Source organism: Phaeodactylibacter xiamenensis (assembly GCF_965229835.1).
GTDB classification, from domain to species: domain Bacteria; phylum Bacteroidota; class Bacteroidia; order Chitinophagales; family Saprospiraceae; genus Phaeodactylibacter; species Phaeodactylibacter xiamenensis.
Genome location: NZ_OZ245931.1, coordinates 1,712,711 through 1,726,545, shown reverse-complemented (window position 1 = coordinate 1,726,545; position 13,835 = coordinate 1,712,711). Strand labels below are relative to the sequence as shown.

The window sequence follows — 13,835 nt, the reverse complement described above, 5'->3', positions numbered from 1 at the left end:
GAAATATGAAGTATTCATGAAGAAATTAGTGCAGATCGCGTTTTTCCTACTCCTGGCCGCTCAGGTACAGGCTTCTTACATCCTGTTGCCTATGGACCATGAGACCCAAAAGGACCACCTTAAAGCCTACGGCATTACCTACTGGGTGCTGTCCAGCAATGTGGAAGCCTGGTGGTTGCTTAATTACCGGGGGGGCAGTTTTGCTTTCCCCTACAACCGGACTTTTGAAAAGGAATGCCTGACCCGGGGCGTATCCTATGAAGTGGTGGCTGATGGACAGTTCAACAATATCCTGAATGAGATCGCTGACCCGGAAGTCAATATGGAGGCGATCAAGCTTGAAAAAGCGCCTAAGATTGCCGTCTACACACCCGACTTCAATGCCCGGGGCGAAAAAATACAACCATGGGACGATGCCGTGACGCTCGTCCTGACTTACGCGGAGATTCCCTATGAAACCATCTACGATCGTGAGGTGCTCAACGATGAGCTAACCGAATACGACTGGCTTCACCTCCACCATGAAGATTTCACGGGGCAGTACGGCCGTTTCTACCGCACCTACCACAATCAGACCTGGTACCGGGAAAATCAGCGTAAGATGGAAGAACTGGCTTATGACCTGGGTTTCACCAAAGTCTCCCAGCTCAAGCTGGCGGTAGTGAAACGCATTAAAGAGTATGTAGTAGGCGGCGGCTTTATGTTCGCTATGTGCTCTGCCACCGATACCTATGACATCGCATTGGCAGCTGAAGGGGTGGATATCTGCGCCGAGATGTACGATGGCGACCCTGTGGATCCCAACGCCCAATCCAAGCTGGACTACTCCAAGACATTTGCCTTTGAGGACTTCCAACTGGAGCGGAACCCTCTGGAGTACGAATATTCGGATATTGACCACTCCCGTGGGCGGCGGATCAACCCTGAACAGGACTACTTTACTTTATTCGATTTTTCTGCAAAATGGGACCCTGTCCCTACCATGCTTACCCAGAATCACACCCGCACGGTAAAAGGGTTTATGGGGCAAACGACCGCCTTCCGTAACCAAAATATCAAATCGAATATTTTGGTGCTGGGAGAGAACAAACCTGCTAAAGAAGCGCGTTACCTGCATAGTGAATATGGTCAGGGATTTTTCTCTTTTTACGGCGGGCACGATCCGGAAGACTACCGCCATTATGTACAGGACCCGGAGACAGACCTTAGCTTGCACCCTAAATCGCCGGGCTATCGCCTGATTCTGAATAATATCCTGTTCCCGGCAGCGAAAAAGAAAAAACGTAAAACTTAATGGATATGAACAATCGATTTAGCCTATTCATCTGGCTGGCTTTACTCGGCTGTGGTTTTTTTGCCGGTGCTGCGTGGACTTCCCGGGCAGATGCTGACTTGCCAGGTGGAACACCATCGGAGGAATTAGCCGAAACTTCTGACCCTAAGGCTTCGGAAACGGACGCGACGGCCAACTTGCCCTCCACCCGTGAACCTGCCGCCTCTAATGGGCTCAATCCCCAGGAGCGCGCCAATATCCGGTTGTTTGAAGAAGCAGCACCTTCGGTATGCTACATTACCACCACCAATGTGCGGCGGGATTACTTCAGCCGGAATATTACTGAAATCCCGAGAGGCAGTGGCTCGGGTTTCGTTTGGGACTACAAAGGGCATATCATAACCAATTACCATGTGATACAAGGTGCAGACCGGGCTACGGTTACCCTGGCTGACCGCAGTACCTGGGAAGCAGTGCCGGTTGGCGTCGCTCCGGAGAAGGACCTGGCCGTATTGCGTATCGAAGCGCCCCGGAACACCCTGCGGCCAATGCCGGTTGGCACTTCCGATAATTTGCAGGTCGGGCAGTCGGTTTATGCCATTGGCAACCCCTTCGGACTGGACCAAACCCTAACCACAGGTATTGTGAGTGCGCTGGGCCGGGAAATAGAATCCGTAGCAGGAATTCCGATCCGTGATGTCATACAAACGGACGCTGCCATCAACCCTGGTAACTCCGGAGGACCGCTCCTGGACAGCTCTGGCCGCCTCATAGGAGTGAATACCGCGATTTACAGCCCTTCCGGTGCTTCAGCCGGGATTGGCTTCTCCATTCCAGTCGACGTAGTCAGCTGGGTGGTGCCGGAGCTTATTGAGTTTGGACGGCTCAAGCGGCCCTCTCTGGGCGTGGAGCTGGCCAGGCCGCAGATTGTGGAGCGTCTGGGATTGGACGGCGCACTCGTTATTGACGTGATCAAAGGCAGTGGTGCAGAAAAAGCCGGTATCCGCCCAACGATGCGCGACCGTTATGGTAGTATTGTCCTGGGAGATATTATCACCGGGATTGATGGTGAAGCCGTTAAATCTACTAACGACCTGATCCTGATTCTTGAAAAGTATGAACCGGGAGATTTGGTGGAGGTGGAGTTGATTCGGGATGAGAAAAGGCTGAAAGCACCGCTTCGTCTCGACCCCGCCCGCTAAGCAGCGGCCTGCAAGCGGTAATCTTCTGGTCTATCGAAAAAAAGAATGAGCCTCAGGGTGCCACCCAGCTTCCAGCCCATGCGCCATCCTGATAGCTAAACTTAGCCCTTTGGTGCCCCTCGTGGTGCAAGTGCAAAAGGTCTGCTCTGTAAACCTGAGACCTGATGACCATAAAGTGCTCAAAGGCGTAGGCCGTTTCCTGCAGGTCCATCTCATCGTGCCAATGATCAGGCAAAGTCACCTTGTCTGTCACCTGAGGGGTACCTGGTGCATTAAGGGAGGCATAGCTGGAACGCCCCTGTACCGGAAGGCGGTCCCAGTATTGACGGCAACTTTCCGAACCTTGTTCCAGAATGGCCTTTCCGTTCATTCGGATTTGGACCTTTTTGCGTTCATCCCAAAAGAGACAAGACAAATAGGGGTGATTTCTAAGATCCCCCACTTTTGGGGAGCGGGCATCCGTGAAAAAGGTAAGCTGCCGGTTTTGCAAGTCCACTTCGCGCAATACGATCACGCGCTGACGGGCAAAACCATCAGTGTCAATAGTTGCTACGCTGGGTTTCTGGTAATCGCCTTTCCGCTTAATCGCTGCTTTAATCAGCAGGTGCCAGGCATCGTGGAGGAATTTATCTGGATTGTCAAATCTTTCCATTGAAAAAACTGTTTTGGAGACGGCATTGTAAAAATTCGTGATAGATATCACTGCAAATAAGGTAGACTTGTTTTACTTTTACGGTTGCGTAAAAAAAATAAAAAAATGTGTGACTTTGTTGTTTCCCTCAGTCTAAAGGGTTGTAACTAAAACGGTGATCTTTCTCTGAACGCAGAGCAAAAAAAACCGTTCAATTACAAGGGGAATGACGTTGAAGCCAATTAGCAGGAAAACTGCAATTGGCTCAACATTCCGCATCAAATAAAATATGGCATGAAATATTTCATGTAAAGAATATGGGTTTTAGGTGTTTTTCTGGGGAGCAGTCTTTTCTGCTCCCCTTTTTTATTTTTTTTAGTACAGTGTTTTAGGTCAAAAACTTTGAAAATTTAACATAGGTAGGGAAACTTTCAGAAGACAACAAGTGTATATGAAGACTTAAGTGTAGCTTGACCGGCAATTATTTTGATTTTCGGTTTTATCTTGCTTGATTCGGAATTAAATTTTAAACAAGAGTGGTTTTTGCCACCCAAAAAGTATACACAATCATGTTAGAGCTGTTTTTAGCAGTGCTGGCGTCCTTATTTTCCATGGTAAATCCGCTTGGAGCGATTCCGGTATTTCTGGGGATGACTCCGCATTACACCAAACAGGAGCGGACGCAGACGGCTTTGCATACCAGCCTTTACTTCACTTTGATTCTGCTGACTTTTTTCCTGGCCGGTTCGCTCATTCTAAGCTTTTTTGGCATTAGCATCAATGCGATGCGTATTGCCGGAGGATTGGTCATTCTCCTGTCCGGGTACTCTCTCATGAGCGGAAAGTTTGCCGAAGGGCGGGCGGTAGACAAAAAAGTGAAACAGGAAGCGCTGACCAAGGACGATATTTCCTTCTCACCAATGGCGATGCCGCTGCTTTCAGGGCCAGGGTCTATTTCTTACCTGATCAGCATTCAGGCTGAACATACGACCTGGGAGCCAAGACTGGTTATTTCAGCTGTAGTGGTAGCTATGGGCGCTATTGTGTATAGTGTACTCCGGTATTCCCCTTATTTGCAAAAGGTACTGGGTGTCGCCGGACTAAACGCGCTAAGCCGAATCATGGGCTTCCTGGTCATGGCCATCGGTATTCAAAACATTATTACAGGCATTGTTGAACTGGTGAAAATACTGGCTTAGGCTTACCGCAAAAGGAGGACATCACCTGAAATAATGGTGGTGCCTCCTCCTGACAGGTTAATCTCTGCATAGAAGGTGAAAATATCACTATCCATCTCGCTTCCTCTGAACGTTCCGTCCCACCCACAAGCTTCATCATTAAGCGGGCAATCTTTGGCTTGATGCACGAGGTTGCCCCATCGGTCAAAAATCCGGAATACTTCGAGCGTACCGAGCCCATCCCGGCTGTAGAGCAGGAAACGGTCATTGATGTTGTCGCCATTGGGTGAGAACACCGTTGGCGCATAAACGGGTGTTTCCTTAAGTACCTTCACGGTGACAGCAGCCTGGTCCACGCACCCATTCACATCTACTGCCCAAACCTGATAAATAGTAGTTAGCATTGGTGCGACCGTGTAAGACAAGCCTTCCTGAATGCCCGGGGCAGGCCACCACCAGACAGAGTCCGGCGTCCCGGTTTCCACAACCGCAGCAAGGCTGATTTGCTGCCCAAGCTGTATGGTGGTATCTGGCCCAAGTTCAATATCGATGCCACTCGAGACCATAATCGTCACCGTTGAGTCCCACTGACAGCCATTAGCATCCTCAAGCAGGATAGGGTAGGTGCCTGCTGCCAGATTGACGAAGGCGTTATCGGCGGACAGCGCTCCTCCGTTGATACCCGATAGGAAAGGTGGGGTACCCCCTGCTACCGAATCCAGCAGGATGTTGCCATCGCGGTCCCCGGGGCAGGATGGGCTTTGTGCCAGCCAGTTGACATCAGTGATCAGGGGAGAGGAGGCGGTGACCTCTATCGTATCCACCACTGTACACCCATTGCTTTGATCCGTAAGGCTTAATACGTACGAGCCTTCGGCGGTAGCTGTTGCAGTGGGCTGTCCGGTAGGCCCTGTCAGTATGCCGCCCGCTTCCGCAGCCCAGTTGAAGAGCAAGGGGCCGTTGCCGGTGGAAGCACTGCCGTTTAGCGTGACGTTGGTCCGGCTACAGCTGAGCTGTTCCGGTACTGCGATATTGATTTCCGGGAAGTCTGCATCACTTTCCACTTCCACTGTTTCAAAGGATGAGCAGCCATTGGACTCATTAGTGACTTGCAGGGTGTATGCGCCTGGCGTGCTCACGGTCAGCCTCAGCGTATCCTGAGCGAGCACGAGCTCATTGCTGTCCAGCCAGGTATACACCAGGTTAGGGCCACTTTCTGACCCGCTACCGTCCAGCACAATGGATGTGACGGTACAGTTGAGCCGGTTTGGGGTGGTCAGGTCAGCGACAGGCGGTTCGAAATCTCCGTCGACTTGAAAAAGCAGTGTGTCCCGGCAACCGGAGCCTTCATCCTGAACGAGCAGCCGGTAGTTTCCGACTTCCGCTACCCATTGCTGAGCGGTACTGCCAATAGTATTGAAAGCGCCGCGCCGCCATTCGTAAGAAAAGCCAGCGCCTGTGCCGCCAGTGGTGGCAGTAGCATCAAGCAAAAGGCTGTCTGCATCGCAATTGAGCGTAAGCAATCCCGGGTTGGTTAGAGCTGCTTCTGGGGCGATGCGGCCATTGGCAACCCAGGTGGAGTCTATTGCGCTACAGCCGCTTTCCGGGTCAGTAACAGATACGAAATACCAACCGGGCTCACTTATTTGTGGAGTAGCGGTTTGGGGCCCGGATAAGATTTGCCCGTTAGGAGTTGTCCATTGCAGGTCGCTCTGCCCACTATCCGTATTAAGGTCCACACTGAGCCGTATAGGGTCGTTGTTGCAGGTGATTATCGTATCTGCCCCGGCAGTAACTTCCGGGACCCGGTCGTCAGCGTTCACCCAGACCAGCTGTGCAGTGGAGCAGCCATTGTCTACCCGTTCAATCTGCACCTGATAAACGCCAGGCTGAAAAACAGTAGCGGTAGCCTGATCCGGCTGCTGTACCGGCAGGCCGCCCGGGCTGCTCCATTGATACGTCACCAATGCTGCCGGCGTAGCTGTTGCGGTAATACTAATGCTGTCATTATTGCAGGGGAACAGCAGGGTATCTGCTACTTCCAATGCCGGAGCGAGGGTGTCGAGGTCTACGATCACCGTCACCATGCTGGTACAACCTGAAGTGTCATTTTGAACTTCAAATCCATACTGCCCTGGCAGGCTGACATCAATATCAAGCGTTGGTACGCAAGGGCCGGTGGGCACCCCGCTGGCATTCAGGCGGTACCAGCAGGAACTATAACCTGTATTATTTGGAATACTGCCCTGTAGCAATACAGAAGGCGACGCACAAGTCAGCACTGTATCCGGAATGGAAGGTACTGCTGGCAGGTCCGTATTTTGGCTCACGAAAACACTGTCCAAATTAGTGCAGCCAGTCGTGGTATCCGTAACCATAAGCTCATACCAGCCTGGCGTATTGACGGAAGGGTTAAAGGTCGTTCCGCCAGGGATGTTTACCGAAGGGCCACTCCAGGCGTATTGTATGGCATTGCCAAAGGCAGAGCCGCTGCCATCGAGGGTGACAGTAGGTTGCTCACAAGTCAGGGCCTGTGCAGGCCCGGCATCAGCTAAAGGGGGAACGGTATCGGCTATAACCTCGATCTCTCCAGTATTTTCGCAGCCTGTCGATAAATCGGTAACCAGTACGGAGAAAAGCCCGGGGTGAGTGACCACAATGGAAGGGAGGGTGTCTGCTTCAGGCAGTGGTGCGTTTTCACTTGACCATTGGTAGGTGAATAAAGTGCCGGGCATTCCGGAGACGGTCAGGGTGGCCAGGGTGTCTTTGCAGTTTAGTTCCTGGTTCGGGCTCAGGGTTAGCTCAGGTGGACTGGAAAACTCAGCTACATTAACGGTAACTTTTGCAGAAAAACCCAGGGTGTCGGTCGCATTCAGGGTATATAGCCCCGGCTGGTCCACCACAATGGAGAGGCTGTCGGGGGCGCTGAGTATATTCCCGTTCATGGTAGTCCATTCAACGGTACAACCAATACAAGGCTCGCAAAAGCTACCGCTGAGGGTGACTTGCGGAGCGGCACAGGTCAGGGTATCTGCCGGGATACTGTCAATGCAGGGCACGCACTCCTGCTGTATAACAGTCACGTCCCGGAAGCTGGAACAGTTATTGGCAGGGTTGGTGACTGTCAAACGCACTACGCCCGCTGTGTCGAGCAGTACCGCAAGGCTATCCGCACTATCCAGAATGATCCCGCCTTCCCATTCATAAATATACTGTGGGCCTTGGGGCACTACAAAAGCCTGCAACCAAAAAGAGTCCTGCATACAGGGGATGATCGTGGAGCTGAAATTAATATCCGGCAGATTATTACTGCGCTGTACGACAACGATGTCTTCTGCGAAACAGCCGTTTGTGCTGTCGATCACGGTCAGGAAATAAGTACTGGCATCATTCACGAAGATGCTAAAGCTGTCTTTGACAAAAGTTTCATCGTCCAGCTTGGTCCAGGTATAGCCAATGCCTGGCCCAACGGTTGACCCGGTAGCACTTAGAATCGTTGTAGGTTCCGGGCAGGTCAGGGTGTCACCCGGCCCGGCTTCCGCTATGGGGGGCAGGGTGTTGGAAGGCACAATAACAGCTAGAGTATCGCTGAGGCTGAAGGTGGTATTGGTGGCAATGAGCTGATAAATGCCTGGGCAGCGTACGATTGGCTGTAGGGTGCTGCCTCCGGATTCTATACAATCAGGGCCTGGGGCCAGCCAGGTGTAAGTGAGGTTTGGCCCGGACTCCGTACCTGTTGCATTCAGGGTGATTGTGGTGATAGCGCAAGTTAGTGTATCGGGTGCCGCAATCTGGAGGGCAGGGCTACAGTCCAGGGTAGCCGCCACGGAAGCGGTATCCGGGCAGTCGCCGGCTGAATTATTGGCTATTAAGGTATAAATACCTGCACTATCAATCGTGAAGCTAAGCCCTCCGGGCGATATCGGCACCCCATTGAAAAACCAGCTAAATGTGTCGCCTTCCGAGGCTGTGGCATCAAGCAGGGCTGTCCCTTCCAGACAAGACAGTGCAATGCTGTCCGGTAGAATGGCATTAGGGCTCAGTGGGTCCCGGGTTACGACGGCCGTATCTCTTTCGGTACAGCCGTTGAGGGTATCGGTAACAGACAGGATGTAAAGCCCGTCGCAGGTAGCAGAAATGTCCTGAGCGGTAGCATCACCAGACAGGCAGGGGCCTGTCCATTCGAAAATAGTGTTGAGGGTGGTACTGCCTGTACCGTTTAGCGTTACTTCGGGAATGGCACAGCCTAATTCCTGGTCCGGGCCTGCGCTGGCAACCGGGAAGCTGAAGTCTGCTGCCACAAAAACGGTATCTGCTGCCTCACAGCCCGTAGTCGTGTTGCGTACGTTAATGATGTAGGTGCCCTGGGCATTAACTTCAGCGAATTGTCCATTTGCAGGGCCAGAGATGCCTCCCGTTGGCCCGGACCAACTATAAAGTATATCTGCGCCTCCACTGCTGCTGTTGCTGCCGATTAACACAGTGGGTTGGTAGCAGTTAATGAGCGTATCAGCTCCGGCATCAGCCACTGGAGGGAGGGTGTCCTGCAATACTTCCACCTCAGCAATCCGGGTGCAGCCGGTACTGTCATTTTCAATCTCAAGCTGATAGAGGCCTGGGGCATTGACTGTAGGCATCAGTGTATTTATGCCGCTGACAAAGTTGCTGATGTCGGCTGAGCTCCATTCAAAGCTAAATCCGGTGCCCTCGTCAGAATTGGTGCCGTCGAGCATAACTTCCGGCAAGATGCAATTGAGCCGCAGGGGCGTTGCAATAGCTGCGGTTGGGGATAAGGTGTCAATGTTGACAATAGCAAAGGAAGTATCGAGGCAACCATTTTGAGTATCAGTCACCACCAGCATGTACACACCCGGGCTGGCAACGGTAGCCTGAAGCGTGCTCGTATCCACCAGGCCCGTACCAAAGATTTCCACCCAGTCGTAGTCGTACTGAGGGCCTGTGCTCGAACCTGTGCCATCGAGTGTGACCAAAGTGCTGTCGCAAGTAAGGGTGCGGTCCGGTCCGGCAGTTGATAGTGGTTGGAGTGTATCCAGCGCAACATTGACCATGGCCGTATCGGCACAGGCATTTGCGGTATTGGTTACAATAAGCTGGTAGGTGCCGGGGGCGTCTACGGTTGCATTGAAGCCATTAGTACTGACCGGTGGTTGAGGATTGCCGGACCAGGTGTACAGGATGTCCGGCCCGGAAGAAGAACCCGTACCATCCAGGGTAATACTCGGTTGGGAACAGTCCAGCGTATCGGGCGTGGCCAAAACGGCGTTGGTAACAGTAACATCTTCCTGCACCGCTACAGTAGCGGTATCCCGGCAGCCATTTAGCGTGTTTTCTGCAGTCAGGGAGTAAAGAGCCCCTACATCTACAGTAATATTCAGAATAGCCGGATCAGTCAGTATATTGCCACCTAACGACGTCCAGTTGTATGTGGGAGCTGCCCCGGCACCCGTCACAGTTGCTGCAATACCCACAGTAGGCTGGGTACAGGTAATGGTGTCCGGGAGCGGGAGTGTGATCCGTGGTGCAATGGTGTCGTAGTTCACTTCTACCGTAGCCGAATCCCGGCAATTGGTCAGGGTGTTCTCCACCATCAATTGATAGGTGCCGCCTTGACTGACTGTTGGGAAAAGGGTTGTACCATTTTGTATAAGATTGCCGGCTGCGTCCCTCCACTCGTAGGCGAATTCATCTCCGGTGGAAGAACCACTCCCATCCAAAAGGATTTCGGGGTTCAGGCAGGATAATACCGTGTCGGAGCCGGGGCTCACAACCGGGAGGGACTGGTCTTCCAGAACAATAGTCATAGACGTGTCACTGCAGCGATTGTCTATGTCGGTGACCACTAGAAAATAATCACCAGGTTCATTGGCAACAGCGGTAGGCTGGAAAATATCGCTGGTAATATTGCCACCTGGTGTGAACCAGAAGTACGTGTGGTCCGGATTAGGCACTGCCAATGTTCCGAGACTGACCTGGCCTTGTGTACAGTTCAGGGTGTCCGGGGGGCCGGCATCTGCAGTGGGAGGGATGGTGTCAATTTGAACGGTCAGGGTGTCAAAGTCTGTGCAAACAGTCATATCGGTGGACATTTGACTCACTTCCAGCACATAATCTCCTGCCAGGTTTACGGTTTGGGTGGCGTTCGTACCAAGAGGAGTGCCGTCTGTTGCATACCATTGGTAAGTGAGTTGCCCGGACGGTGTGGAGGCAGTTCCGTCAAGGTTGACCTCAGTGGTGATGCAGGTCAGATCAAAGGCAGGGGCGATACTGGCATTTGGTGCCAGCACTTCCACTATTATATTAAGCGTGCTGTCGCAGTTCTGAGTGGAGGTCAGGAAAAAGCTATAGCTTCCCGCCTCGGTAAGGAGGCTGTCTCCAACCGAAAAGCTTTCCCCCTGACAAATGGTGACTGTAGTGTCCACAATATTGGGCGGCAGTACAGTCAGGTCAAGGATGATGATGCTGTCGCACCCGGCAGTGGAGGGGAGGGTATCGCGGAAGATCCCTGTTGTATTATAAATGTTGGGCCCAATCGCAATAAACTGTCCCGGGCAAAGGGTATCGGTCAGATTCGTCTCAACTGGGGGGAGTACCGTCAGGTCTATTTGTACCAGGCTGTCGCACCCGGCAAAGCTGAGCAGTTCGATTTCGTAAAAGCCGGTACTGGTCAGTGTAGTATCTCCGACTACCAGGCTGTCGCCAAGGCAGATGGTATCCTCGATCAGCTCGGTAGTTGGAAGCGGTACAATAGTGACCTGAACACAGCTGTCGCTCAATTCTCCGCAAAAGCGGGGCTCCAGGCCGGTGAGGTTGTTTCGGATACTATCGAGCGTTAGCATTCCATCAGGTTCAGGAAGGCTGTCGAGGTCTTCCAATTGATAGCTTAGCCCGCAGATTTGATAACTGCCCGGTGCAAAGCCAGTCAGGTCAGGGTGATCAGTAGTGTCAATGAAGATGCCATCCTGCCCCAGGAGGTACGTATAGCCATAGATTGCGGTGTCAGGGGTTTGCCCGTTATCGAATGCCAGAAGTGGATCGATATCGAGTATGGTATCCCCTTCGCAGGTGAGGAGGTCATCTGCAAATAAGTTGCCCCCTTCAGCAAAGCAACAGTCCAGGCCACGGGCATCACAGAACTGGATTTGGAAATAGGTGATTTCTCCGATGTAATCTGAGGGGGTGTTTTCAATACTAATGGTCCATGTGCCATTGGCAGGGCCCGTATTGAAATCTTCCAGGCAGCCCTGGAAGGGATAATAAGACCCATTGTAAAAGTTCAGATTGGAAAAATTGCCGGTTTGGTTGTTGTCCCAGCCAAAAAGGGAGCCGGGGTCCGGGGCAGGGACTTCCAAACAGGGCACAAAGCTAATATCCCAAATCGATCCAAAGGTGAATTCAAATTGCTGGTCGGTATCCGGACCGATCAGAGTGACAGATTGGCCGTTGGGAGAGGTGAGCGTGAGTACAAGGTTGTCTACGTACTGATGGGCAAAGCGGATGTCTATACCACAAATGCCCTGATCAGCGGCGCTTAAGTCGTCATTAAAAATATCGAAAACCTCATAAGTGTAAGCGGGGCTGGAGTTGACAGCAATACCGAGGGTGTCTGTAAGCCCGCAGGGCTGCGCGAAAAGAAGAGGTGTGCCACTCAACAGGGCCAAGCAAAACAGGAAACAGGTCCGCCGCATATTTCTAATGTCCTTGGGATTAATGGAACAGTCTTCAAAGTTACTATTATTTAGGAGAAAGCGGAAGCTCCTTAACGTTTGAAGGGATCAAGCCGGCGACAGAATAGTGATTTGCTCCAGCTCTTCGATAAGCCAGTCGTCCAGGCCGCGGTACCAGTCGAGGTGTGGGCTAATAGCGCCACAACCACCGCCATCGTTTGGGCATTGGGTCTCCTCCCATTGCTTTCTGCAGGCAGGGCAGCGCCCTCCGGTTTCAAAAGTATTCCAGAGGTGCCCGCAGGTACACATCCACCAGGCGCGTCCATCGGGTTTCCAGTCACATTTTGGGCAGAGAATTTCTACAGATTTAGGCATGGGACTGAGTTTTAGGTTCAAAAATACGAACAGGGTCTCCCTGTTGAATCGTTCCGCCGTGGACTACTCGTGCTGTCACCCCACCGTGCCCTCTCATGGCGGCATAGCCTCCATCGCCCAGGTTTTCTTCCATCCGGGAGCAGGGGTGGCAATTGCCGGTAATTTCGAGGATGACTTCAGCACCGATCTGCACTTGCTGTTTTATAAGGGAGAGCAGATTGATACGGGATACGACGAGATTGCGGCGGGCAAGCCCGGGGTCAATGGGTTCCCGGTTCAAAATAGCCCCGATAGTATGCAGGTGTTCTGCCTGAATGAGAGTGACTTGCCGTTTTCCACCTTTGCGGCTGTAGTGGTCGCCTACAATACCTTCATCCAGAGTAATGGTGGCGGAAAGGCAAGGCACCAAAGGGCTTTTCTTTTCCGGCCGTTTGCCGATCCAGTCCAAACGACCGGTCTGTGGAACGTACTGCTGAAGGTCTTTAAGCGTCGGAAACTTCACGGATACTGGCTTTTGCTTCTGTTTCAACCAACGCGGCATCCATAAAGTTTCGGAGCCGGTGCATTTCGTCTTTACCAAGGCGCTCACCAGCTTTCGCAAAAAGGTACAATATCAAAGCGATTCCTGCGGCTACTGGTAAAGCCCAAAGTGCAGGAGCAGACATGCCCAGGCTCAATTGAGAAAAACCGGTGATTCCGATGAAGAGGCTGATTGCTCCAAGAGAAGAGTAAAGAAAAACAAACATGAGCCAAACAGAAGGGCGTGGCCCGTAGAGCCCGCGGATTAGTGCCCCCCCCTCCATGTTGTCCTCGATCGTGAGGCTTAACTGAGGGGACCAGTAATGCTGTTGCTCCACAGGCATGCGCAGCACAATGTGGTGGTCCATGACGGAGCCCTTAATGCTGCCGTCGCTGTTTTTTAAAGCCTCGCTAAGGCGATGTATCACCTGTTCGGCGGTGGCGGGATGCTGCCGCTGGAACCTCGGCCTGATTTCAACTGTCGTCATAAAATTGCTGTTGTAGTTGGCTTGGCGCTGCGACGATCTGGCTTCGCTTAATTCGTTATTGCTAGACCAGACGATCAAAAATAGGTAAAAAAATGTAAAGGCTGGATAAAAATTTGGAGCTACTGTAAGTGGTACTGAAGAAGTTATGAGGTGGAAAAGCAGGTGCTTTGCCGCAGCGGCCAGCTTGTTATCCGTGCAGGTGGCATAACGATGTGGGAAGAGGAGAAGGTGATCAATCAAAACAAAAAACTCCCGGGTCCATTACCCGGGAGGCCAATCAAAAAACAGCAGGATATTATTCTTGATAAACACAGACCGGCTATTCTGTTGCCCGAAAAACGAGGCTACAGTTGCAGCCCAACTGATGTTAGTGCTGACCAGTACTATGTAAATTTGGCTTAATTGTGCATCAAGATTCGCTTGGAAATGAGCGTTCGGTTTTGTCCACTCACCTTCCAGGAATCAAGGTGCAGATACGTTGTTG

The 13,835-nt window shown here is 52.0% G+C and carries 8 protein-coding genes; 3 read left to right on the top strand and 5 right to left on the bottom strand.

Annotation, left to right across the window (positions count from 1 at the left end):
* Window positions 1-16 precede the first annotated feature (16 nt).
* Window positions 17-1,294, top strand: coding sequence for an asparagine synthetase B (locus ACO08I_RS06280; protein WP_282775272.1), 1,278 nt, complete (start codon window positions 17-19; stop codon window positions 1,292-1,294).
* Window positions 1,295-1,299: 5 nt separating this feature from the next.
* Window positions 1,300-2,475, top strand: coding sequence for a S1C family serine protease (locus ACO08I_RS06275; protein ID WP_282775273.1), 1,176 nt, complete (start codon window positions 1,300-1,302; stop codon window positions 2,473-2,475).
* A 52-nt stretch (window positions 2,476-2,527) separates the two neighbouring features.
* On the opposite strand, the gene ACO08I_RS06270 is transcribed toward ACO08I_RS06275, so the two are convergent.
* Window positions 2,528-3,127, bottom strand: a complete 600-nt coding sequence (locus ACO08I_RS06270; protein WP_282775274.1) for a pyridoxamine 5'-phosphate oxidase family protein — start codon at window positions 3,125-3,127, stop codon at window positions 2,528-2,530.
* Window positions 3,128-3,675: 548 nt separating this feature from the next.
* Here ACO08I_RS06270 and ACO08I_RS06265 point away from each other — a divergent pair.
* A complete protein-coding gene (locus ACO08I_RS06265; RefSeq protein WP_282775275.1) occupies window positions 3,676-4,305 on the top strand; it encodes a MarC family NAAT transporter in 630 nt (209 codons plus the stop codon).
* Between the two features lie 2 nt (window positions 4,306-4,307).
* Here ACO08I_RS06265 and ACO08I_RS06260 read toward each other — a convergent pair whose 3' ends face one another.
* The 4 genes from ACO08I_RS06260 to ACO08I_RS06245 form a co-directional block, all read right to left on the bottom strand.
* Window positions 4,308-11,990 carry a T9SS type B sorting domain-containing protein gene (locus ACO08I_RS06260; protein ID WP_421948831.1) on the bottom strand — a complete coding sequence of 2,561 codons (7,683 nt, stop codon included), beginning with the start codon at window positions 11,988-11,990 and terminating at the stop codon, window positions 4,308-4,310.
* Window positions 11,991-12,077: 87 nt separating this feature from the next.
* Window positions 12,078-12,344, bottom strand: a complete 267-nt coding sequence (locus tag ACO08I_RS06255) for a hypothetical protein (RefSeq protein ID WP_044228778.1) — start codon at window positions 12,342-12,344, stop codon at window positions 12,078-12,080.
* Window positions 12,337-12,846 carry an MOSC domain-containing protein gene (locus ACO08I_RS06250; protein WP_421948830.1) on the bottom strand — a complete coding sequence of 170 codons (510 nt, stop codon included), beginning with the start codon at window positions 12,844-12,846 and terminating at the stop codon, window positions 12,337-12,339. The genes ACO08I_RS06255 and ACO08I_RS06250 overlap by 8 nt, the downstream gene beginning before the upstream one ends.
* Window positions 12,827-13,591: a hypothetical protein gene (locus ACO08I_RS06245; RefSeq protein WP_282775277.1), complete on the bottom strand. Its 765-nt coding sequence runs from the start codon at window positions 13,589-13,591 to the stop codon at window positions 12,827-12,829. The genes ACO08I_RS06250 and ACO08I_RS06245 overlap by 20 nt, the downstream gene beginning before the upstream one ends.
* Window positions 13,592-13,835: the final 244 nt, after the last annotated feature.